Origin of the sequence: Facklamia miroungae (genome assembly GCF_012396555.1) — a bacterium.
Lineage (GTDB): Bacteria > Bacillota > Bacilli > Lactobacillales > Aerococcaceae > Facklamia > Facklamia miroungae.
The window spans coordinates 197554-220906 of the sequence record NZ_JAAXPS010000001.1 but is presented as its reverse complement, the minus strand read 5'-3'; the positions used below and the strand labels follow the sequence as shown (position 1 = coordinate 220906).

21 protein-coding genes and 3 pseudogenes are annotated in these 23353 nt (G+C 35.4%); 17 read left to right on the top strand and 7 right to left on the bottom strand.

Features of this window, described 5'->3' with window-relative positions; genetic code table 11:
• Positions 1-8: 8 nt before the first annotated feature.
• From atpE to galU, 4 genes are all read right to left on the bottom strand, one after another.
• The gene (gene atpE / locus HF969_RS01135; RefSeq protein ID WP_090288932.1) at positions 9-221 is read right to left on the bottom strand and encodes a F0F1 ATP synthase subunit C; all 213 of its coding nucleotides are present in this window, start codon (positions 219-221) and stop codon (positions 9-11) included.
• A gap of 24 nt (positions 222-245) precedes the next feature.
• Entirely contained in the window at positions 246-953 is a 708-nt protein-coding gene (gene atpB, locus HF969_RS01130; RefSeq protein ID WP_090288931.1) for a F0F1 ATP synthase subunit A, read from the bottom strand.
• A gap of 423 nt (positions 954-1376) precedes the next feature.
• A complete protein-coding gene (locus HF969_RS01125; RefSeq protein WP_090288930.1) occupies positions 1377-2270 on the bottom strand; it encodes a UTP--glucose-1-phosphate uridylyltransferase in 894 nt (297 codons plus the stop codon).
• 9 nt (positions 2271-2279) lie between these two features.
• Positions 2280-3152, bottom strand: coding sequence for a UTP--glucose-1-phosphate uridylyltransferase GalU (gene galU / locus HF969_RS01120; RefSeq protein WP_090288929.1), 873 nt, complete (start codon positions 3150-3152; stop codon positions 2280-2282).
• Between the two features lie 181 nt (positions 3153-3333).
• Here galU and HF969_RS01115 point away from each other — a divergent pair, with 181 nt between their 5' ends.
• Together HF969_RS01115 and HF969_RS01110 are read left to right on the top strand one after the other, a co-directional pair.
• Entirely contained in the window at positions 3334-4230 is an 897-nt protein-coding gene (locus HF969_RS01115) for an LCP family protein (RefSeq protein ID WP_090288928.1), read from the top strand.
• A gap of 117 nt (positions 4231-4347) precedes the next feature.
• Positions 4348-5061, top strand: coding sequence for a TraX family protein (locus HF969_RS01110; protein WP_090288927.1), 714 nt, complete (start codon positions 4348-4350; stop codon positions 5059-5061).
• Between the two features lie 39 nt (positions 5062-5100).
• Here HF969_RS01110 and HF969_RS01105 read toward each other — a convergent pair whose 3' ends face one another.
• Entirely contained in the window at positions 5101-5880 is a 780-nt protein-coding gene (locus HF969_RS01105) for a threonine/serine exporter family protein (protein ID WP_090288926.1), read from the bottom strand.
• Positions 5881-6001: 121 nt separating this feature from the next.
• Here HF969_RS01105 and HF969_RS01100 point away from each other — a divergent pair, with 121 nt between their 5' ends.
• From HF969_RS01100 to HF969_RS01090, 3 genes are all read left to right on the top strand, one after another.
• Entirely contained in the window at positions 6002-6436 is a 435-nt protein-coding gene (locus HF969_RS01100; protein ID WP_090288925.1) for a DUF1801 domain-containing protein, read from the top strand.
• A 90-nt stretch (positions 6437-6526) separates the two neighbouring features.
• Positions 6527-7528 (top strand): ornithine cyclodeaminase family protein, encoded by a 1002-nt coding sequence (locus HF969_RS01095; RefSeq protein ID WP_090288924.1) that lies wholly within the window; start codon positions 6527-6529, stop codon positions 7526-7528.
• A 171-nt stretch (positions 7529-7699) separates the two neighbouring features.
• Positions 7700-7981 carry a GNAT family N-acetyltransferase gene (locus HF969_RS01090; RefSeq protein WP_090288923.1) on the top strand — a complete coding sequence of 94 codons (282 nt, stop codon included), beginning with the start codon at positions 7700-7702 and terminating at the stop codon, positions 7979-7981.
• An 80-nt stretch (positions 7982-8061) separates the two neighbouring features.
• Here HF969_RS01090 and HF969_RS01085 read toward each other — a convergent pair whose 3' ends face one another.
• Positions 8062-9024 carry an asparaginase gene (locus HF969_RS01085; protein WP_090288922.1) on the bottom strand — a complete coding sequence of 321 codons (963 nt, stop codon included), beginning with the start codon at positions 9022-9024 and terminating at the stop codon, positions 8062-8064.
• Between the two features lie 158 nt (positions 9025-9182).
• Between HF969_RS01085 and HF969_RS01080 the strand changes: the two genes are divergently transcribed.
• From HF969_RS01080 to HF969_RS10150, 12 genes and pseudogenes are all read left to right on the top strand, one after another.
• On the top strand, positions 9183-9863 hold the full coding sequence (locus HF969_RS01080; protein ID WP_090288921.1) for a Crp/Fnr family transcriptional regulator: 681 nt from the start codon (positions 9183-9185) through the stop codon (positions 9861-9863).
• 131 nt (positions 9864-9994) lie between these two features.
• Positions 9995-11863, top strand: a pseudogene (locus HF969_RS01075) (heavy metal translocating P-type ATPase).
• Positions 11864-11937: 74 nt separating this feature from the next.
• A complete protein-coding gene (locus HF969_RS01070) occupies positions 11938-12165 on the top strand; it encodes a heavy-metal-associated domain-containing protein (protein WP_090288919.1) in 228 nt (75 codons plus the stop codon).
• A gap of 23 nt (positions 12166-12188) precedes the next feature.
• Entirely contained in the window at positions 12189-12470 is a 282-nt protein-coding gene (locus tag HF969_RS01065; protein ID WP_090288918.1) for a hypothetical protein, read from the top strand.
• Positions 12471-12637: 167 nt separating this feature from the next.
• Positions 12638-13558 carry a metal ABC transporter solute-binding protein, Zn/Mn family gene (locus HF969_RS01060; protein WP_090288917.1) on the top strand — a complete coding sequence of 307 codons (921 nt, stop codon included), beginning with the start codon at positions 12638-12640 and terminating at the stop codon, positions 13556-13558.
• A gap of 72 nt (positions 13559-13630) precedes the next feature.
• Positions 13631-14356 (top strand): metal ABC transporter ATP-binding protein, encoded by a 726-nt coding sequence (locus HF969_RS01055; protein ID WP_090288916.1) that lies wholly within the window; start codon positions 13631-13633, stop codon positions 14354-14356.
• Between the two features lies 1 nt (position 14357).
• On the top strand, positions 14358-15242 hold the full coding sequence (locus HF969_RS01050) for a metal ABC transporter permease (RefSeq protein WP_090288915.1): 885 nt from the start codon (positions 14358-14360) through the stop codon (positions 15240-15242).
• On the top strand, positions 15235-16374 hold the full coding sequence (locus tag HF969_RS01045) for a metal ABC transporter permease (RefSeq protein WP_090288914.1): 1140 nt from the start codon (positions 15235-15237) through the stop codon (positions 16372-16374). Before HF969_RS01050 ends, HF969_RS01045 begins: the two co-directional genes overlap by 8 nt.
• A gap of 307 nt (positions 16375-16681) precedes the next feature.
• On the top strand, positions 16682-17602 hold the full coding sequence (locus HF969_RS01040) for a metal ABC transporter solute-binding protein, Zn/Mn family (protein WP_090288913.1): 921 nt from the start codon (positions 16682-16684) through the stop codon (positions 17600-17602).
• A 183-nt stretch (positions 17603-17785) separates the two neighbouring features.
• Positions 17786-18118 (top strand): annotated as a pseudogene (locus HF969_RS01035) (transposase); the annotation flags it as partial.
• 188 nt (positions 18119-18306) lie between these two features.
• Positions 18307-19908, top strand: coding sequence for a hypothetical protein (locus HF969_RS01030; protein WP_090288912.1), 1602 nt, complete (start codon positions 18307-18309; stop codon positions 19906-19908).
• A 288-nt stretch (positions 19909-20196) separates the two neighbouring features.
• Positions 20197-20433: pseudogene (locus HF969_RS10150) on the top strand (recombinase family protein); the annotation flags it as partial.
• A 245-nt stretch (positions 20434-20678) separates the two neighbouring features.
• On the opposite strand, the gene HF969_RS01020 reads toward HF969_RS10150, so the two are convergent.
• Positions 20679-23183, bottom strand: a complete 2505-nt coding sequence (locus HF969_RS01020) for a CAMP factor family pore-forming toxin (RefSeq protein WP_090288910.1) — start codon at positions 23181-23183, stop codon at positions 20679-20681.
• Between the last annotated feature and the right edge of the window lie 170 nt (positions 23184-23353).

The window sequence follows — 23353 nt, the reverse complement described above, 5'->3', positions numbered from 1 at the left end:
GTTTATGGTTAGCTAAAGATTAAGATAAAGGATATAACAACCGCAATAATCGGCACAGCCTCGATTAGACCGACACCAAGGAACATAAGTGCTCTTAATTGAGAGTCTAATTCCGGTTGACGTGAAATCGATTCGATGGTTTTAGAAATAACCATCCCATTACCGATTGAAGCACCTAGGGCAGCTATTCCGACAGCTAACGCAGCAGCTAATGAATTCATAATTTAATCTCCTTTTATATAGTATTAATGGTTGATTTTATGAGACAGGTAAACCATAGTCAATGTGGTGAAAATATAGGCTTGAATGGCACCAATAAAGACAGAGAATCCCTGCCAAACAAATTGCAGCGGAATCGCAAGTGCCCAGGTAAAAGGTATCAAAATCATTGCAAATTTAGCAATCAGACCAACCAATACTTCACCCGCAAAAATATTACCGAACAAACGCAAAGCTAACGTTGTGGTATTAATCGTTTCTTCAACAAGTTGCAAAGGTAATTTTAGGATGTTGGGGGTTACATAGAAGTTTTTAAGGTGTCCTCCCAAACCATATTTCTTTATCCCTAAAAAATGACCGGATAAAATGGCGATTACGGCTAAGGAAATCGTCACAATCGGATCGGCTGTGGGACTTCTCCAAAACGATACATGTTCTGACACAAGTAAAAAGGGAAGCCCAATTAAATTTGAAATAAAGACAAACAAGAAAAAAGTCAACCCTAAAACGACATAAACTGTTTGATGTTGACCGAGGTTGGCGTCACAAATACCTTCAACAAATTCAATGATGATTTCCATCAAGACCTGAAATTTAGAAGGATGATTGACTGATAATCTTCGACTGACTAATAAACATAATACAGTGATGAGAGCGACCACAAAAAGGGTGGCTATCAAAGTATTGAAATTAAAAGAAAGGCCGAAGAATTTAACAATCGGTGTTTCTTCCATTTGTATTCCTTCTTTCATAAATTTTAATGCCTATTTTACGTTTATTCGACCGATTAGCCCTTCCAAAGGAAAAAATGTAAAATTTTAGCACGTATATTCACTATAGCACAATTTTAGACACTTTCAAAAGAAAACATTGTCCTTTAGGCTTTCCGGCTCTTTTATAGAGGGAGTGGTTATGATGAATTTTTTATAATAATCTTTCAGATGAACATTGATAAAATAGGGCTAGAATCGTTTTTTATTCGCTTACATAAATTGCCGTAAATTATTATTTAAGTGGTGCAATATTTTGATATTTATTCTGGAATCCTTACTCAATAAATTAGAAAAAAATTTTTTACAAAGGGAAAAACACGGTTATTTTTAATAAAGATCAATGAATATTTTTGAATAAGGCGAGTAAATATACTCTTGGCTTTTTTAGTCCTTTTCGTTATGGGTTTCAAACTTTTTGGCTACCTGCTTGATGTAAGGAATAAATTCATTTTTAATTTCCGGATGATCCAAAGCAAAAATAATTGCAGCTTTTAACATACCTTTTGCATCACCAACTTCAAACCATTCCCCTTCATATTCATAGGCTAAAAGGGGATGGCTCTTTTGAAATTCAATTAAAGCATCCGTTAATTCGACCTCACCCGTTGTTCCTGGTTCTAAGGTATCAAGGATTTCAAAGATTTGTGGCTCTAGAATATAGCGACCTGCTGCTGCTAAATTCGAAGGCGCATGGTCTTGAGGTTTTTCAACCATATCTAGAATTTGGTAAACCTGCGGCTTTTGGGTAGCTTGAATATCTAGAATGCCGTAGTTTTTTGTTTGATCAGGATCCACCCGAACGCCAGCAATGATCGTCTGGTTGTATTCTTCATATAATTCAATGATTCGTTGGGAAAGGTTGTCGCCTCGAATAATATCGTCGCCTAAGAGTAAAAGAAAGGGATCGTTGCCTATAAAGGCTTTAGCGTGACGAACAGCATCGCCTAACCCTCTGGGATGGTCTTGTCTTGTGTAGTGAATATTTAAGTTCGAAGTCTCGGTTGCAAGTTTCAATAATTTGTCTTTGCCTTTGGCTTTTAAGTTCTGCTCCAAAGTGAAATTCGCATCAAAATGGTCTTCGATTTCTTGTTTTCCTTTTCCTGTAATAATCAAAATATCTTCGATGCCAGCTGCTAAGGCCTCTTCAACAATAAATTGGATCGCTGGTTTATCAATAATGGGTAAAATTTCTTTGGCAATGGCTTTGGTAGCAGGTAAGAAGCGGGTGCCTAAGCCAGCCGCTGGGATGACCGCTTTTTTAACTTTGTAATTAGACATGTGTACCTCCTATAACCGTTCTTTAACAGTGGCTTTTATGAAATCGATTAAGTCTTCTCGCAATTCGGGCAGACTAAGTCCATATTCAATGATGGTTTCCATATAGCCCATTTTATTGCCGACATCATAACGATGTCCATTGAATTCTAAGGCGAAGACACGTTGGATTTTGTTCAAGCGGTCGATGGCATCGGTAAGCTGAATTTCATTTCCTGCACCAGCTGGTTGTGTTTCAAGTAAGTCAAAAATTTCAGGTGTTAGAAGATAGCGACCAATAATTGCTAAGTTGGATGGAGCAACTTCAGGAGCTGGTTTTTCCACGAAACGTCTCACATTATAAACCCCTTTTTTATATTCACGTTCTGGATCAATCACCCCATATTTAGAAGTGTCTTGACGTGGAACAGGCATAACGGCCAGTGTTGAAGCATGGGTTTCATTATAATTGTTAATGAGCTGTTTGGTGAGGGGAACAGTATCCATCATTAAATCGTCACCTAGCATGACGACGAAGGGTTCATCGCCAATGAAGTTTTTGGCTTGTAAAACGGCATGGCCTAAACCCTTTGGATAGGACTGGCGTTTGAAGAAAAGATTTATCGAATTTAAGTCTTTGATGGTGTTTAACAATTCTTGTTTACCTTTTGCTTCAAGAACGGCTTCTAATTCGTCGTTGGCATCAAAGTGGTCTTCGATGGGACGCTTGGACCGTCCTGTGACAATCAGTATATCTTCAATCCCTGATTGGATGGCTTCCTCGACGATAAATTGAATCGTCGGTTTATTAATAATCGGTAGCATTTCTTTAGGCATGGCCTTGGTAGCAGGCAGGAAGCGAGTACCCAACCCGGCAGCGGGGATTACGGCTTTTCTAACTTTCATAGACAGTCTCCTTTACATATAATCATTTTCATAATAAGGCTTTTGGTTATATTTCTCAAGTTAAGGGCCTAAGCGGAATTATTAATAATAATCGGTATTATTGAGAATTTTTTGTGAAATTCTAGAAATGCTTCCATAAATAGCTTATAATGGCTGTGCTAGATAGAAAGGAAGAATCAAAATGTTCAAGAAACTCTCAAAATATATTGTGTTATTTTCAATAGTGATAAGTAGCTTTTTTATTGCAAATGTTTCTACCCACGCTACCGATATCAATAAACCGTTTGCTGTTTTACTTTTAGGGATTGATACTGGCGATTTAGGACGAACCGAAAAAGGGCGTTCAGATGTGATGCTGATCGCGACTGTCAATCCGGAAGAAGAAAATGTTGTAATCACCTCCATCCCACGTGATACGTATGTTGATATTCCAGGTCGCGGAATGGATAAAATAAACCATGCCTATGCTTTTGGTGGACCTGAATTATCTATTCAAACCGTAGAAAACTGGCTCGATATTGAAATTCCTTACTATATGACTGTCGATATGAAAGGTTTATCCGATGTGGTTGATTCTGTGGGTGGGGTAGACGTTGTGCCACCTAACACTTTTGAGATTGGTGGGTTTACTTTTACTGAGGGTCAAGAAGTTCACCTTGATGGTGAAAAAGCTCTTGCCTATGTGAGAGAAAGATATACATCTGGCGGTGACTATGCACGTCAAAAGCGTCAGAGACAAGTAATCGTTGGGATTGCTCAATCAGCATTGAATCAATCAAAAGGTGTAAAAGAAGTCATCGATATGGCGACGGCTATTAATAAGTATGTTGGAATGAATTTAAATATGTTTGACTTGGGCAAGTTAGTAATCTCTCATGTCGATATGCGTCCAACCATCGCTTTCAACCAGTTCGTAGGTGAAGGAATGAAGATTGATGGAATCTACTATGAACAAATTACTGACGCTTCCTTTAAAGAAAATCAACAAATTATTCATGATGAGCTTGAAGGTAAAGTCACTTCGGATTTAAATTCTGAAGACACTATTCAACTCGAAACTAAAAACGGATCTAGATAAATTTATTCTTCCAACTGGTCTATTAGCCAGTTGGTATTTTTTATTGCAGAAAATGTTTGCTCAATATATAATAAGATTACTTTTCAAATCGATCCTTGTTACGAAAGAGGCTAAATAATGAAACGACCCAAACCCTTTTTAAACGCTGGTCACTTAAAATGGCTAGCTTTAATCTTTATGATTATCGACCATACAGCCGTTATCTTTCTGGCAAATGGCCTTTTCCTCCATCTCAATGATTATTCTTATGACTTTTTGGACCAGATGTATTCTTATTTTTTAATTATGCGTAATCTTGGTCGGTTGGCTTTCCCGATTTATTTATACCTTCTATTAGAAGGGTATCATCACACTAAAGATTTGAAAAAATACTTTATGCGTTTAGGTATATTAGCCCTAGTTTCTGAGATTCCGTTTGATTTAGCTTTTAGTAATCAATGGTTGGATTGGCAACATCAAAATATTTTTGTTGAATTGATGATCGCGTTAATGCTTTTTGCCTGGTTGGATCATTTTAAGGAGCGATGGTTTATGCGGTTGATCGGTATCGGCTTAGCTTTCGGCTTAGCTTATATCACCTTAGCGGATTATGATATCTTTGGCATTTTGGCCGCCGTGATTCTTTATTTCGCTTATGGTAAACGTGTTCGTGAGTCGATCGCTATCTTGCCAGCTTTTGCCTTTGAATATTATATGCCGACTGTCTTTTTAAGTAGTTTATTCATTTATTTTTATAATGGAGAACGTGGAAAAGTCAATCAGGCCTTTCATTATTGGGCTTATCCCGGACATCTTTTGCTGCTATATGGCATAAAAGTATTTATTTTTTAAAATATTTAAAAACCGATTCTTCATAGAATCGGTTTTTGTTTAACTTAAGAATGGGAATAGAAGCTGGCTCAATAAAATGCTTATGGTATAACCGATCGTTAAAGAAATGATTACCATCACGGCATCAAGACCTTTGATGATACCGGCAAGATTATTACCTTTGAGAATATCACGCATGGCATTAGTCGCAGAGGCAACCGGATAGGTAGGCATGATTATTGCCCCAAGAATGAGGATGGGATGGATCGTTGCTGGGAAGGCGGTATCTAACCATTTAATAATCAAAGAACCGATTGCAATCGAAATAATATTAAAGAAAAAGTCAGTGAGATAAGTTGTTTTACGCCAGTATTCAAGTCCCAAGAGGACAGCACCAACGAAAAAGGCTGCTAACATATCACTAGCGTTCCCGCCGAAAAGAATCACAAAGAGAACGATCAGCCCTAAGTTGATGTATTTAACTAGAAACCCATAATTATCGGGTTGGATATTTTTGAGTTCATTATAAGCTTGATCCACTGAAATCTCGCCAGCCACATAAGCTCTTGAAATGTCATTGACCTTTACAATATGTTGGATATTATTACGTCGCTGGTTAATACGTACAATATCGGAGAAACTATATTCAATTAACTCGGTATCGGTAAGGGAGAGGAAGAGGCCCGTTGTATTGGAATAGGTAGAAGGGGAATCCAGACCCGTTGTTTGCAGTATGCGCAAGGTAGTGTCTTCCACTCGGTGTTCTTCGGCATTGGATTCGAGGAGAATCTTACCTGCTAAGCGGGCAAGCTTAAAGACTTTCTTGTAAAAAATTCGCACCGGCTCACTCCTTTCTATTAATCCTATTTTAGTCCCTTAAAAGACAAATGGCAACTTAAGTCAAAAAATTGGTCTCTATCTAGCGAAAGCGTATAATTGAATTAAAGAGGTGGTAAATTAAATGGCCTATGAAGCAAAAACAAAAGAAAATACGACCAATGTGAGGTCTTTTATTCAAAAAATTGAAAAAGATCAAAAACGTGAAGAGGCTCTCAAACTACTCGAACTATTTGAAGAAACAACAGGTTACTCTGCCAAAATGTGGGGTTCTTCAATCATTGGCTTTGGACGCTATGATTATGTTTATGCATCAGGTCATAGTGGGTCTGCTCCCTTAACTGGCTTTGCTCCTGGCAAGGGTCATAAAATTTCCCTCTATGTCTTAATTCCCTATTCAGATATCCATCAAGAATACCTTGATCGTATTGGCAAACATACCCATGGTAAGTCTTGTCTTTATATTAATAAGTTAGCGGATATCGACCAGGAGGTCTTAAAAGAAATGATTCAAACAAACATTAAATATATGAAAGAAAAATATCCGGATACCAAATAGAAATTTTAAAAAATATAAATTTATATAAGCGGCAAATAAATGATAGGATTCGCTTATCCTATGATACAATAAAATAAAGGGGTGAATAGAATGCAACAATCAAGTTTATTGATTAATGATACGACGATTAAGCAACTGATTACGATGGAAGAAACAGTTGCAATTATTGATTGTGTTTTTAAAGAATTTGCTGAAGATAAGGTGATTAATCCAGGTAAAGTTACGTTGGATATGGGGGAAATGGGAGGTTGGCCCTTTCACGAAGCCTTTCTCAATGCCATGCCTGCCTATTTGGGGTCAGTTCAAGTAGCTGGTCAAAAATTTGTCGGAGGTTTTGCAGGCGAACGAGCCAAAGCGGGACTTCCTTTTATCACAGCCATGATCATGTTAGTCGATGCGCGTATGGGCAATTTTATTTCTGTTATGGACGGAACACGTATATCTAACTTACGAACTGGAGCTCAAGCGGCCGTTGCTTTAAAATACATGCTCAACAAACCCAAAATTTCGATGGGTATGTTTGGTGCTGGCCAACAAGCTAGACAGGTGACTCACGCAATCTCGACGGTATTTGAAATTGAAGAATTAAGGGTATGGAATATTCATCAGGATTCGGCTGAAAAGTTTAAAGCCGATATGCAAAAGTATGTTTCAACAGAGATTAAAGTATGCAAGAATGGAGAAGAAGCCTGTCAAGCCGATGCTGTATTTACATTAACTCCTTCTAAAGTCGCACTGATTAAAGAAGAGTGGGTCAAAAAAGGGACGATAGTTTTCCCTATGGGGTCGTATCAAGAAATTGAGTATGACTTAATTCATCAATCGGATGCCATTGTAGTCGACCATGTGAGTCAAGCTTTGAACCGGGGAATTCTTAAGCCACTTTATAAGGCGGGTAAAATAGCTGAAGAAGACATTACCGCTAGTTTGGCTGAATTATCAAAGGGCCCGAGCAATAAGATCAATCCCGAAAAACAGCGGATTATCTGCATTCCCATTGGGATCGGCGCGACAGATGTGGCGGTTGCCTATGAAGTGTATCAGCGTGCTTTAGCAGCAGATCTTGGAACACGTTTTGATTTTACAGCTTAATATGATTTTTTGAATCATTTTTCATTCCTATCACTTAGATTAAGTCTTAGGAGTGTTTTTTAATTGGGTTGAAATAGTAAGCCTCTATTAAAATGAGTCTTTTCAGATTACAAACGCTTTCATTTGAGCTATAATTATAGAGAATAAATTTTGAGCGAAAAGAGGGATTAAATGAGAATTGAGGATGATTCAAGAAGATTGGTCGCTATTGACGATCAGGAAAATGCATTGGCACAAATGGTGTATGAATTAACTGAAGGCAATAAAATTTGGGTAACTCACACTTTTACTCATCCGACCTATCAAGGAAAAGGCCTTGCTGGTGAATTATTTAACGCCATGGTTGAAAAAGCTCGAAAGGAAGGGCGGAAAATTACTTCTACATGTAGTTATGTCTCTCACAAATTAGCTAAAAATCCTGAAAAATATCGAGATGTAACGGCAGACTCATGAAAAATTGTCTCTCCACTATCAGTTAAGACCTCCAACCGATTTGTCTAACGGATGGAGGCCTATTTTTATATTGGGAATCATTAAAGATGAAAAGCAGCAGCAATATCGACTTTTTGCTCAGCATTTAAAATGGCTGACAACTTAAGTCGAGCTTTGACGCCACTCAAACCTTGTGCATAAATAATACCCATTTGTTTAAGTTGTTTTCCTCCACCAACATAATCATAAACGTCCTCTGTGACACCATTAAAGGCCCTTGACACCATTACGATCGGAATTTTCCTGTCTAGCAGTTCTTGGATGGGTTGTAAGGTTTCCGGTGGGATATTCCCAGCGCCCAGACCTTCAATGACTAAACCATCAAAATTGTTGTCTAAAACAGCTTGGAAAAGTTCTGGGCCCATACTGGCGTATGTTTTAATTAGTGCAACCTTTTTGCTAATTGAGTTAAGTGGGTAATATTCCCGATGAAGGGATTCTTGGAAATAAATGACCTGGTTTTTAGAAATCAATCCGATAGGGCCGAAGGTTGGGGTTTGGAAGGTGGCTACATTAGTGGTGTGTGTTTTCGTTACATAAGTAGCGGTATGAATCTCTTCATTCATCACCACTAAGACACCTTTTCCGCGTGACTTGTCATCACGTGCGACAAAAATGGAGGATCTGAGGTTAGCTAGACCATCTGATCCGATTTCATTACTTGAACGCATCGCACCCGTTAAAACAACGGGGATCTCAATTTTTAAGGTTAATTCGAGGAAATAGGCCGTTTCTTCGACTGTGTCTGTTCCATGAGTGACTACTATCCCTTCATACTGTTCACAAACGGACTGAATATAGTTTGAAAGGTTGAGCATCATCTCTTCATTCATATGGGGAGAAGGAATATTCATCAAATCCTCTACAGTGATATCGGCAAATTGATTAAAAAAGGAGGACTGGGTAATAATTGGATTTTCGGATGAGGGGGATACCTTTCCGCTGGTTTGATCTTCGGACATGGCAATCGTGCCACCGGTATTGATAAGTAATAGTTTCTTCATATTTTCACTCCTCATTAATTCTTCAAAGAAAAGTATAACGCTTTCATATCCAGTAAACAATCCCTCCAACTTGGATTTTGATAAGAGTTTGGTTAAACTTATGAGAAGAAGTTAATCATTATGGGTTTATTCGAATTGTGAAAGGAAGAGGTGATTGAATGTCTCACGAACATGCATGTATTCGACAAGTCCCGATCCTCAATCATTTGGATGATCATTCGATGGACTTAATTGGCGAGAAGGTCATCCGGAAAGACTTAGAAAAGGGTGAATTTCTGTTTCAAGCAGGCGATCAAACGGACACCCTTTATATTATTCACTCGGGAGCCATCCGTGTTTTCCGCATTGCGGAATCGGGTAAAGAACAGTTACTTCAAATCTTACGTCCCGGTGATTTTCTGGGTGAACGGACTATTTTTAATGAAAGTGTTCCGCATGAAGACTATGCGCAAGCCCAAAAAAAGACGCGAGTGTGTATGCTGAAACAATCTGACTTTAATAAATTTTTGTTGGAGTTCCCACAAATTGCAATTAAATTACTGGGCGAGATGTCCAATCGTTTAGAAAATTCGGAAAAGCAAACGACACAAGTTTCCATTGAGCAGGTCGGCAATCGTTTGATTTCTTATCTGATGGACCAAGTTGATGACAAAAATCAAGGACCGATTGTAGTTAATTTAGATATGTCGCGTAAAGATATCGCTTCTTTTTTAGGCACGAGTCCTGAAACATTGAGCCGCAAATTCAAAGAATTTGAGGAAGCAGGTCTTATCCACCAATTATCTCCTAAGCAAATTGAAATTTTAGATTTAGACGAATTGTTATTTTATAAAGCCTAAAGATTTATTCCCTGACTATTTAAAATTAGATAGTCAGCTTTTTTTATCTTAAAACTTGACCGGGGTCAAGGTTTTCTTTTCATAGTCGGGTTAAGCTTGAGTCAAGATAAAGGAAGAGGGGAGAATGAAGCATGCAACCATTTGCTGTTAAAATTCTAAAAAACAAAAATAATTTGATGGTGGTTCAAGGGATATTAATTGGTCTAGCTCTGATTATCAATTTTATTAGTTTAAGTGAGACTTATACTCAATGGGGCTTATTAATAGCAGGAGTGATTGGAACACTGCCCATTCTCATCCAAGCGATCGCGTCTCTAAAAATTAAGTTAATTACAATCGATGTTCTTGTTTCTATTGCAGCGATAGGGGCCTTGATGATCCAAAACTATGAAGAGACGGCCATTGTAACCTTCTTATTCTTGTTTGGCGCTTGGTTAGAAGGCAAGACCTTAGATTATACCCGGTCCTCTATTAAGGCCTTAACGGAAATGGCCCCAGACCTTGCTTGGGTCCAACAAGCAGACGGCGAATTTAAAGAAGAAGCTATTGATTTTGTGGACGAAGGAGACATTGTCTTGGTAAAAACAGGCGGGAAGGTTCCAGTAGATGGTGCCATCATTCTAGGACAAGGCTCTTTAGATGAAGCATCGATCACTGGCGAATCCGTCCTTTTATCGAAGTCAGTGGGGGACCAAGTCTTTGCTGGGACAATTCTTGAAAATGGCACCCTACAAATACGTACGGATAAAGTAGGGGAGGACACAACTTTTGGTCGGATTATTGAATTGGTTGAAGAAGCACAGGATAGTCAATCTACAACTGAGCAGTTTATTAATCAATTTGCTAAATGGTACACCCCCTTAGTGCTGGTAATTGGTGGTTTGGTAGGTTTAATCACGCGAGATATTGAATTAGCGATTACGATTCTTGTACTTGGTTGTCCAGGCGCCTTAGTGATTGGAGTCCCCGTTTCCAATGTGGCAGGAATTGGTAATGGAGCTAAAAATGGTTTTTTATTAAAGGGCTCAGAAGTTATTCAAAATTTTGCTAAGGTGGATACTATGCTTTTTGATAAGACGGGGACTTTGACCTTAGGTAAGGCACAAGTAAATGAGACATATAGTTATCCACTGTTTAAAGATCATTATTTGGAGTATTTGGTTGCGGTTGAGAAGGAGTCAGACCATCCGTTAGGACTAGCTATCCTTAATCATTACAAAGACGTACAACCGAAAAGGAAAGTCGGTCAAACAGATGTTATCAAAGGAAAAGGAATTAAAGCAAGAATTGATGGCCATAGTGTTTTAATCGGTAAGTTGGCTTTAATGGAAAGTCAATACTTAAAAATATCAGATAATGTCAAATTAGATAGTCAACAGCTAGAAAGAACTGGTCATTCGATTGTGGTAATGGCCGTTGATCAAGAAATTGTACTTCTTTTAGGCATTAAGGACCAGATTCGACCCGGCATTAAGACCTATCTTGATTTATTACGAAAATCAGGTGTCAAAAGTTTAGTCCTGGCTTCAGGTGATAATCAAGCAACCGTTGATTTAGTCGCAAGAGAATTAGGATTAGACCAAGCGATGGGTAATTTATTACCAGAGGATAAGGCCGCCTATTTAGTTGAACAACAAAAACAAGGTCGTCAGGTTGCCTTTATTGGTGATGGGGTCAATGATAGTCCTTCAATAGCCAAGGCAGATGTCGGTATTGCCATGGGATCTGGGACAGATGTAGCCATTGAAAGCTCGGATGTCGTTCTGGTTCAATCTGACTTCAAGCATCTCGTTCACGCTTATTTATTAAGTAAACGCACAGACTTAAACATGAAGGAAAACATAGTGATTGCTTTAACAGTTGTTTTATTGTTAATTGGATTTTTATTATTTAGTCCGTGGATGTCTATGTCACTGGGCATGTTGATTCACTAAGGGAGTATTCTCTTAGTTATTTTAAACGCTTTGAGACTTTTACGGTTTAAAGTTAAAAACAAGTAAAACTTGATCTGTATCAAGGAAATTGGATCCCTATAAAGTTAAACTATCATTAAGAAGAAAGAAGGAGCGATTATATGAAACAAGCAATTATGAATTTAGAAACGTTGGCCTGTCCCTCATGTTTGACCAAAATCGAAACGGCAGTTAAGACAAGTGACGGGGTGGACGAAGATTCGGTAAAGGTTTACTTTAATGCCAGTAAAGTTAAATTAGCCTTCGATGATTCCAAAACTTCCATTGATAAAATTAAAGAAAAAATTGAAGCAATGGGCTATACCGTTGATAAGGTGAAAATAAAATAAAGCCAAAGAAAGGAAGAAAATAAATGAAGTGGAAAGCATTTCTATTAAAAAATGAGGATAAGTTATCCACTTACCTTAACGCTATCTGCAAAGTCCATGGATCACACCATCCGGAAGTCTATGATGTGCGCGCCAACTACGAGATGATTTTAGATAACATCGATAATGAAGAAAAAGTAGGTGTTTTGTTAGAAGAAATGGATGACCTTAGCAATCATTTTGAAGTTCCCAACGATACTTGCGAGACTTATCAGGCAGTCTATCAAGATTTAGCAAGGTTATATGGATTATATCAGAAACGATAATTGATTGAGCGACCACTTGGAAAAGTGAGCGCTCTTTTTTTATTAGAAATAGACCCTTTAGTGTAGGACCTGACGGGCCAGAAAAAAGCTGAAAAGTTGACTTTTCAAAAAAAAATAATATACTTAACTTATAAATTAATTAGATTTACCTAAAAAGGAGTTTTGATATGAGAAAAGTTATTAAAGTTTTATTCACTATGATTTTGATGATCGGTTCCCTTGCAGGTACAGTTTCTCCTATTTTTGCTGAGGATAAACCAGCTGTAACAGTATCTTCTTCATTTTTATATGATATGGTTGATAACTTAGCAGGGGATTTTGTAACGATTGAAATGATCATTCCTACTGGTGAAGATCCTCACTTATACGAAGCCCGCCCACAAGATTTGCAAAAAATTAAAGCGGCTGATTTAGTGCTGTATCATGGTTTGCATTTTGAAGGGAAAATGGCTGATATTCTTGAACCAATTGGTATAGCGGTTACTGAGAATTTTGACCCTAGTGAAGTGGGAGTCATGGATAATGATTCAGGTATGGCCGTCGATCCTCACTTTTGGTTCGACATCCATTTGTATCAAGAAGCGACAATAAGAGCTTCAGAAGCTTTAATTGAGTTAGTCCCTGACCATAAAGATGAAATTTTGCAAAATTTAGAAGATTATCGTTTGAAATTGGAAGACTTAGATAAAGAGGTTAAAGAAAAAATCGCCTCTATTCCAGAAGATAGCCGTTATCTTATTACACCACACGATGCCTTCAACTATTTCTCAAGAGCCTATGGTATTCCTGTTCGTGCTCCGCAAGGTGTTACAACAGACTCCGAAGTATCTAATAAAGACATTGATGACACCGTTGATTTTATCGTTGAAAAACAAATCAAAGCTATTTTTGCTGAATCGACAACTGATCCGGCTCGGATGGAAAAGTTAAAAGAAGCCTGTGCGGCTAAAGGCTTTGAAGTTGAGGTAATTAGAGGTGAAGGACAAGAGCTTTTCTCCGATTCCTTAGCACCAGAAGGTCAAGAAGGAGATAAATATATCGAGATGGTTCGTCATAATGTTGATTTAATAGTTGATAATTTAAAATAAGGAAGAAAAAACAGGAGTTATGCCGAGAATCTCTCGGCATATTTTCTGTTACATCATAGAGGAGGAAGAATTATGTCAAATACTATCGTCGAAGTCGAGGATTTAACAATGGCCTATCAAGAACAACCTGTTCTTTGGGATATTGATGTTAAAATTATGAAAGGATCAAGAACCGCTATTATCGGACCCAATGGGGCTGGTAAGTCTACTCTAATTAAAGGGATTTTAGAATTAGAAAAGCCTCTTTCAGGAAGAGTATCGATTATGGGAACAAATTTTGATGCAATAAAAAATAAAGTCGCTTATATTCCCCAAGCCAGTGAAGTCAACTGGGATTTCCCAACCACTGTAGAAGATGTTGTCTTAATGGGTAGATATGTCCACCTAGGCTGGATTAAACGGCCGCGTAAAATTGATTATGAAAAGACCCATCAAGCCTTAAAAGAGATTGGTATTTATGAGTATAAAGACCGCCAAATTTCTCAGTTGTCAGGTGGTCAAAGACAGCGCGTATTTATCGCACGAGCAATTGCTCAAGAGGCAGAGATCTACTTCATGGATGAACCCTTAGCAGGAGTGGACAAGCGGACCGAAAAAATCTTTATCGATTTTGTCAAGCGGATCCAACAAAAGGGTCATACTTCGATTGTTGTTCATCATGATTTGAACACTATTAAACAATATTTTGACCATGTTATTATTTTAAATAAGCGTCTCATTGCAGCAGGACCAACTGAAGAAGTCTTTGTTCATGATAATTTAGTTAAAGCGAACATGACTTGGGGAGGCGAAATTTAAAGTGGATATTTTAACTAGTTATTCCTTTATCTTAATTGCACTTTCTACTTTTCTTTTAGCCTCTGCTTCAGGAGCAGTAGGGGCGGTGAGTGTTTTTAAAGGGCAATCGCTGATAGGAGATGCGATTGGGCATGCAACTTATCCCGGAATTGTTTTAGCATTTATGCTGACACTTTCAAAAGACACCATGACCATGATGATCGGAGCTGTTATTAGTGGGGGCTTGGCTTACGGTTTAATTCAAATTATTGATCAGCATTCTAAACTTAAGTTAGATGCAATTCTAGCCATAATTTTATCATCATTCTTTGGTTTTGGTATGGTTTTAAAGAGTAATATTTCTGGTAATCCGCGTTTTAAAGGAGCTTCTCAAGCCGGATTAAAAAATTATCTTTTTGGTCAAGCTTCTTACATTATGGAAAATGATTTAAAAATTATTTTAATTGTTGCTATTGTTTCGATCTTTATTTTAATCCTCTTCAAAAAAGAAATTAAGTTGTTTGTCTTTGATGAAGTATATGCTAAGACAGTGGGTGTTAAACCTGTTATTCTATACAGTATTATTTTGGTCATGACTATGAGTTTAATTGCTGTAGGCTTAAAACTTGTCGGAACCATTCTAATTGCTTCAATTCTGATTGTACCTTCAATTGCAGCGATGCAATGGACTCATCGTTTTGAGAGAGTTTTAATCCTTTCAGGCATCTTTGGCGGTGTATCTGCCGTGATTGGAACCTATATATCTACCAAATATAACGGGATGAGTACGGGTCCAACTATTATTCTAATCTTATCAATCGTCGCTTTACTCTCAATGCTTTTCGGTAAAAAGGGGATTGTTCAAAAAACACTAATGCCAAAAAAAGGAGGAGAAATCAATGATTGATAATATCTTACTATTATTTGATATCACCTATGAATCACTGATTATTCTGGTGCTGACAGCTATCGCTTGTGCGATCATTGGCTGCTTCCTTTTATTGAGAAATCTTTCGATGTTAGGAGATGCAATTTCTCATACAGTATTATTAGGAATCGTACTAGCTTATTTTATCGCTCATGACTTAACCTCACCCTTATTAATAATTGGTGCCGCTCTGATTGGCGTTTTTACTGTCTGGGGCGTAGAAAGTTTGTCCAATACAGGCTTAATCAAAAATGATGATGCTGTTGGTGTTGTCTATCCGCTCTTTTTCGCCTTATCCGTCATTTTAATTACTAAATATGGTGGGAACGTCCATCTTGATACAGATGCTGTATTAATGGGGGATGTGGGAATGGCTTCATTAACTCGTTTGGAAGTCTTTGGTATTTCGATCGCTAAGTCAGCTGTTCAAATGAGTGTAATGTTACTCATTAATGCTTTGTTTATTATTATCTTCTATAAGGAATTGAAAATTACAACCTTTGATGCCCAATTTGCCCAAGTAGCTGGATTTACCCAGATCATGCTCTTTTATGGTTTGATGCTGTTAACTTCAATCACAACTGTTGTCGCTTTTGATGCTGTAGGTGCCATTCTTGTTATTTCTTTCTTAATCGCACCAGCTGCTTCAGCTTATCTCATTGTGAAAAAATTAAATCATATGCTTTTTGTAGCCTGTCTTTACGCCACTTTTAACTCCGTTTTGGGTTATTTTATCGGCTTAGGCTTAAACGTTTCACTTTCAGGTATGACAGCGACCATTGCAGGAATCACGTTTGGATTGACATTCTTATTTAATAAAAATGGTTTTATTACCCAAATGATTCGCAAGGGTCAACAAAAGCAAGCTTTAAAAGAAGAATTATTTATTATGCACTTAGCAAATCATAGAAATACAGCTAATGAAATGAGTGAAGCAGGCTTCCAGTCAATGAAAGAGCATTTACAATGGACCCAAGAACAAATTGAAAAAATAGGAAGCCGTTTGATAAAAAATGATGAAGTCTATCATGACATTCCAAAAGACACTTATCAATTGACTTCAAAAGGTCAGGTAAGACTAGAGTCGCTTAAAGAAAGATACAAACTTTAAGTAAATTATCTACCAATGATCCTACAATTCGATTTATACATAAGAACCCAAGCCCGTGATAGGGTTTGGGTTCTTTCGATTCATGGTTTTCGAATGAAGACAAGATGGGAGATGTGTTAATAATTTAAAGACAATTTGTCATTGTTTAAAAAAGGAATGAAAGGTTGAAAGCTATAAAATTTAGGCAAAAAATTAAATAGGCCCATTTATTTTAGATTAACCTAAAAATTCATTGACATGTAATTATTACTGTTATATACTAACTTTACAAAATAAATTAGGGTGACCTAAAAAAGGAGAATGTAGTATGAAAAAGTTTATCAAGTTTCTCTTCGCAATGGCATTATTTATGGGGTCAGCAGTTGGTTTAGCTTCGAGTGTTGCAGCGGAAGATAAGCCGATTGTTACAGTAACCACCTCTTTCTTAGGGGATATGGTTAGTAATTTAGCGGGAGATTTTGTAACGATTGAAATGATCATTCCTGCAGGTGAAGATCCACATTTATATGAACCTAGACCACAAGATTTGCAAAAATTAAAAGAAGCTGATCTTGTTTTATACCATGGTCTGCATTTCGAGGGAAAAATGATTGAACAATTAGAACCCATTGGAGTGGCAGTTTCAGAAAACTTCGATCCGAATGAGGTAGGGGTAATGGATGATGATGGAGGAATGGCAGTCGATCCTCACTTCTGGTTTGATTTAAACCTCTATCAACAAGCTACTCAGAGAGCATCTGAAGCCCTTATTGAGTTAATGCCAGATAATGAAGCTGCAATTGTAGAGAATACTGATAATTATGTAGCGCAACTCAAAGACTTAGATAAGGAATTAGAAGAAAAAATTGCTTCCATTCCAGAAGAAAGTCGTTTCTTAATTACACCACACGATGCTTTCAATTATTTCTCAAGAGCTTATAATATTCCCGTTCGTGCACCTCAAGGGGTAACAACTGATTCTGAGGTTTCCAATAAAGATATTGATGATACTGTTGATTTTATCGTTGAAAACAAAATAAAAGCCATTTTTGCTGAATCAACAACCGACCCAGCACGGATGGAAAAATTAAAAGAAGCTTGTGCCTCTAAAGGTTTTGAAGTTAAAGTTGTGAGTGGAGAAGGACAAGAACTTTTCTCTGATTCACTAGCACCTGAAGGTCAAGACGGAGATAAATTTATCGAAATGTGTCGTCATAATGTTGATTTAATTGTAAACAATTTAAAATAATAACTTAAATATGATTCAACTTAAAATATACCGAGAAATTCTCGGTATATTTTTTGTTAGATAAATATAGAGTATAAGTAAAAGATATAGTCCATATAATTGTGTAAAAGATAAAAGGCCATATAAAGCTCCTTTTACGGTACAATGTTTTTAACCACAAAAACATACCCAGGAGGACTTTACATGACCCAAGTACATTTTACACTGAATAGCGAAGAGGTTCAAAGCATTATTGAACATTCGGTAAAAGAGGATGTATCTAAAAACATTTTGACGACAGTATTCAATCAGTTGATGGAGAATCAACGAACAGAATATATTCAAGCGGATGACTACGAACGATCAGAAAGTCGTCAGAGCCAAAGAAATGGCTACTATGAACGAGACTTTACAACGCGAGTAGGCACACTTCGCTTAAAGGTACCGAGGACGCGTGATGGCGATTTTTCACCGACGGTGTTTGAGCATTACCAACGGAATGAAAAAACACTACAAGAAAGCGTAGAAACATTGTATAGTATTTTACACAAGATTATGGACTTGACTCGGTTTACAATGGTTAAAAATACATTTATTATTAATTTGCATGATTTGATTTAAAATCTTCTCATTAATAGTAAATTTTAATTTACAGTCCATTTTTTAATAACGTAAAAAGTTTAATTATTAATTAAAAAAAAGATTAGAGGAGTAATAGATGAGATATGAAAGATAACTCGACAACTTTTTTAAAAGAAAGGTACTTTGCTTTTAGAGTATTTGATCCAGATAAGTTTTTTTCCGATGTTGATTTTTTCAAAATTATTCAAGAAAAAATAAATAAAACTAATATATTCATTTCACAGACAGAATATCCTTCTGAAGTTAATTTTAATGAAAGGTATTATTCTCATGCTTTTAAATCGTATAAAGAGTTTTTCGGTGAGGATTCTATTGACTTAGAGGATAAATTAAGAATTCAATTAATTGATGCTGCAGAATATCAAACCATATATACAGATTTATATTCTGAATCTTTTGCACAAAATGTATATTCATTTATATTACATCCAATGTTTTATAAAGATATAAACACAGAAAAAAAAGAAATAGTATATGTTAATTTAAAAATTTTTATTTCTGGATTGGCTATATTAACCTTCTCAGAATTTTATAATAATATAGATCTCAAAAAAATTTCAGAAAATTTATACTCACACACAATTGATTCTTATATACCAAGTTTATTTTTTAAAAATTCAAATCTAAATGAGCCATATAAATATAACGAAATAGAAGATATAAAAAATATTTATGATGCAATAGATAAATATGCTGATATTATACAAAAGTTAATTAGCGTTGAAGGAATTGATCCTTTAATTACAAACTTTGAAAGTTTTTATTTTAATAAATTTCCGGAATTACCATATGAATTTGATAACAAACCAGTTTCTTTCTCATTCAAAAGAAAAATAGTTGATTTATTATTTTATAATTTTGATGAAGTTTTTACAGAAGAAACAGTTAAATCATACTATGAAAAATATTCTTATAATGTTTATAAAAGTAAGATGATTTTTGCTAATGAATTTAGAGCATTAAATTTCTTTAGTAAAAGCAAAATAGATTCTAACAAAGATATGCAACAATTGTTTGCAGAAGTATATGGAATAGATCTAAAAAATAGGAGTAAAGAAATTTCAGATTTATATTTGAATTATTACTTCTTCATTAGTCATAAAGGCTATATAGCCTCTGTAATTATAAATTGTATTTTTAAAAATTTTTCTACATTAGAGTATAATAGGGTATTTTATGATTTTAATATTTCTAGAGAGAATCTAATTAAGGCTCATAAGTTTAAATTTATGAATTGGAGAAACGAAAATTCAGTTATAAATAGTAAATACTATACACTTATAAACCTTCATCATTGGCTAATGGAAAAAACTGAAAGTGAAGCAAAGACTAAAATACTTAAGAAAAACGAAGAGTTTACTAGGAAATATAACGATATGTTGGTACAATATTCATTAGAAAAAATGAATAATTTTATTACTATAATATCTTTAATTCTATCGGTTCTTTATTCCTACGAACCAATTTCTATTACTTTGAGTAGTCTAGGAATTAATATGGTGAATCTTCATAAAGCAATATATATAAGTTTCAATATAATAATCATTCTATTAATTCTATATTTCAAGTATTTTAAATCAATTAGTTATAAAAATAATAAATATTTTTTAGAATTCCGAGAGTGGGTTAACTTAAAAATTATCAAATGTTTATTATATTTAAATAGAAAAAATAAAAATAATTAAAGATATCGAAATGATATCTTTTTTTGTGTACAAACATTTTTATGCACGTTACTATTTCTATAGTGACAAATCTGTGCAGTATTTCCGTGGATATCGTAACGTTGTTAAATTAAGGTTCATTTAGTGACAATTCTCTAATGACAAAATTCAATTAATAAAAGGAGATTTAAAATGGAAGAAAGAGTAATTGGTCACGCAAGAGTTCCTAGTTTTGGCCAGGATCTAAAGGGGCAATTGGATTTATTAAAAAAAGAATCTTGCGATGTAATTTTTTAGGATAAGTATACAGGCACAAACACAAACCGCCCTGGTTTTAAAAATTTTATGAAAGAATTAAAGCATAGGGATACTCTTGTTTTATGTAAGCTTGATAGATTAGCTCGTTCCACTAAAGATGATTTATCAATTATTGAAGACTTATTAGATAGAGAAATAAAAATTAACGTAATTAGTATGGGTATAATTGATAACACTCCGGTAGGAAAAATTAATCTTCATAGTGTTTGCAGCGTTTGCTTAATTTGAGAGAAATTTAATTTTAGAAAGAATGAATAAGGGAAAAGATCGTGCTAAAAAAATAATCCTAACTTCAAAGTTTGTAACAACCATTTCTCGAAAAAAAAGTGTCCCAGTTTGAAGAATTTAATTATTGAACTTCTCAATAAATAAGATAATGTATATTATGTAAACTCAGATAAATAGAATGTATGGAATAGAAAAACCCAATAGATTTTCTCTATTGGGCTTGTAACTATGCTGAACAACTATAATTATAGGACTGATTCAACGGTTGTCTCTTCCGTTGGGACGTCATTTAAAATTTCATCCTGAATACTTGTTTCTTCAGTATCAAGTTGGGCTTCTTCAGTTTCATCGTCAACTTTTGATTCCTCAACGGTTGTTTCTTCAGTTTGTTCAGCCACTGTGATTTCTTCTTCAATCACTTCATTAGTCGAAAGCTCTTCAGAAACCTTTTCACTTGTATCGTCTGTATCGTCGACAATAACTTCTTCTACAGTTTCTTCATCAGTATCAATCAATGCATCCACTGCAACTTCATCGTTAAGAGCTTCGATGGTAGTTTCTTCTTCAGCAATTACTTCAGATGCAATCTCTTCATCAGTTTCTGTTGTCTTATCATCAAATAATGATTCTAATTCATTAATCATTGAATAGACATCTCTTAAAGTAGAATTTGGATTTAATTGAACCCCAACTGCTTTAGTAAGTGTGGCATTGATTTTAGAATATACTTCATAAGGTTGTTTACCGAGAACTTCTTTATCCCTTCTAAATCTTGTGTTCCAAATCACTTCATCTAGGATGGATTGAACATAAATATTAGCACGAGAGTCTAAATTAAGATCTGGTGTATTCGCTGCTTTCTCTTCTAAAGCTAGTAATTCAGCAATTCTTTTTTCAATTTTTTCTTTTGAAGCAAATGGGTCTGATAAAGCAACTAGTGTTCTTGTGATAGTAAATCCATATTCTTTATGTATAGCTATATCTTTATTTTTGAGTTCACTGGTTGCATAATCAATTGACTCAATAATATTTTTTAATGCATTCATACGTGTCCCGATGGTATTTAGTGCAAAGACCGTGTCTGTCTGTTTGATTCCATCTAACTCGTCGCCAAGTTTATCAATTAACTTAAAGGCTTGTTCTAATGATTTTTCATATTTTTTAGAAAGAACTCTTTCAGAAATTTTCACAAGTTTATCTTTTTCAATTTCTAATTCTTCTAGATCTGAAGCAACCTTATGATCTTTGACAATTTCTGGAAGTGCCACATCTTTAGATACGATTGATCCCACTTCATAACCTAAAATGGATTGAAGTTTTTCTTGTAATTGTTGAACGGATGAATTAATATCCTTGACAGTTGATTTTGGATCTAACTGAACACCTACGGCTTTGGTAATTGTTTTATTAAGATCATTATACTGTTCAAAAGGAACTTTGCCTAATATGTTTTTATCTCTGATAAAACGTGTATTCCAAATGGCGTTATCTAGTTTAGCTTTCACATAAATAGTTGCAATGTCATCTTCAGTTAAATCTGGATAATTTTTAATTCCCTCTTTTAGATCTAAGATTTGTTGTACTTGATGATCGATTGATGCTTGTGAAGAGAATGGGTCTGCTAAAGTGATTAAAGCTTTAGTGATTGTATATCCCATGTCTTTATGAGCATCACTGACTTTATTAGTAGCTTCAGTAGTTGCGTAAACAATACCATCAATGATCGTTACTAATGCTTCAATACGACTTCCAATTGTATCAACTTTTAATGGGACTTTTCCCGCTACACTTGCTTCAAGCGTGGCTTCTTTTTTGATGTTTTCAACTAATTTTGAAGCTCTTTCAATGATACTTTCATAATTTGTACCAGCCAACACTTCTTTTAGATGCTTAATTTGCTCTTCTTTATCTTTAATTACTAGAAGATCATCCTTGTGATCCGCTACACGGTCACGTTTGGTGACTTCTACAATTTTACCTTGTAAGGCTTGTTTAAGTTGACTTTCAATTTCAGCAACCGCTTGGTCGATTTCTCCAACTGTTGATTTTGGATCAAGTTGAATCCCTACTGCTTTTGTGATTGCGCGATTTAAAGAATGATAAACATCGGCATCCATCTTACCTAATATTTTCTCATCCCGAATAAAACGCGTATTCCAAATCGCTTTATCTAATTTCGCTTTTGAGTAAATAGTTGCTGTATCTTTTTCACTTAAATCTGGTAAAGAAGCTGCCTTGCGCTTAGTTTCTCTCAATTCAGCAATTAATTTTTCAATGCTGGCGTTTGAAGAGAGCGGATTCAACAGGGTGTATGTAAGATGTGTTATCTTTAATCCCATCATATGGTGGGCATCAATTATTTTATTATTCAAATGATTAACGGAGTAATCAATTGCCTCAATTACTTCAGTAATTGCAGTTAGACGTGGTCCGATTGAATTTAACGCATAAATTGTTTCAGGATTTATGCCCTCGCCTTTTGCTATAGCAGTAGCATCTGATATGACCGTTTCTAAAATATCAAAACTTTTATTTAGGAGATCTTCGTAGGGAGTCCCTAAAACCGTATGTTCTAATTCTTCTAATTTTTCTTTTTGATTAACTATTTCAAGTGCTATTCCCTGTACATTTTCATTATAAGCTTGAGAAGTATTTGCCGCTTCTTGTGCGTATATAGATTGTTGCATCAGAGGAGTACCAACACTAGATAGTAATAATGCACTTGAAAAAATGATTGAGATTTTTTTCATAAATACCACCTCGATTAAAATTAGTATAACAATTATATCATATTTTATACTGAAATTCTCTATTATTTAACATCTCATTCTCATAAAGGGACATCTTTACCGTGAATCACATAAATTATATGAAAATAAAAATTAAAACAACCTAATAAGATTAGATTGTTTTAATAAAT